The sequence below is a fragment of the Desulfovibrio subterraneus genome, from assembly GCF_013340285.1.
Lineage (GTDB): Bacteria > Desulfobacterota > Desulfovibrionia > Desulfovibrionales > Desulfovibrionaceae > Halodesulfovibrio > Halodesulfovibrio subterraneus.
This window is the reverse complement of record NZ_BLVO01000014.1, coordinates 1-273: the sequence shown is the minus strand read 5'-3', so window position 1 is coordinate 273 and position 273 is coordinate 1. Positions and strand designations below refer to the sequence as shown.

Sequence of the window (273 nt, the reverse complement as noted above, 5' to 3'; positions counted from 1 at the left end):
CGGCGTCCGCATCCACGGCCGTCAGCGTACCGGAGGCAGCTACGGTCACGTCTTCAGTCACGGCTCCGGTGTCAGTTCCGGTGATGACGGGTGCGTCTTCGGTACCGTTCACCGTGATGGTGATGGTGTGCGTGTCGCCGCCGTTGGTCGTCACCGTAAAAGTCTCGGTTCGAATATCACCATTGTCCAGCGCCTGCGCGCGGCCATCCAGCTCGTATTTCCACTCACCGGTTTCAGTGATGGTCAGCTTGCCGTAGGAACCATCCAGCGGGG

1 protein-coding gene is annotated in these 273 nt (G+C 61.5%); it reads right to left on the bottom strand.

The features are described from left to right. The coding region (locus tag HUV30_RS14425; RefSeq protein WP_205245237.1) for a VCBS domain-containing protein at nucleotides 1–273 on the bottom strand (273 nt) is incomplete at both ends.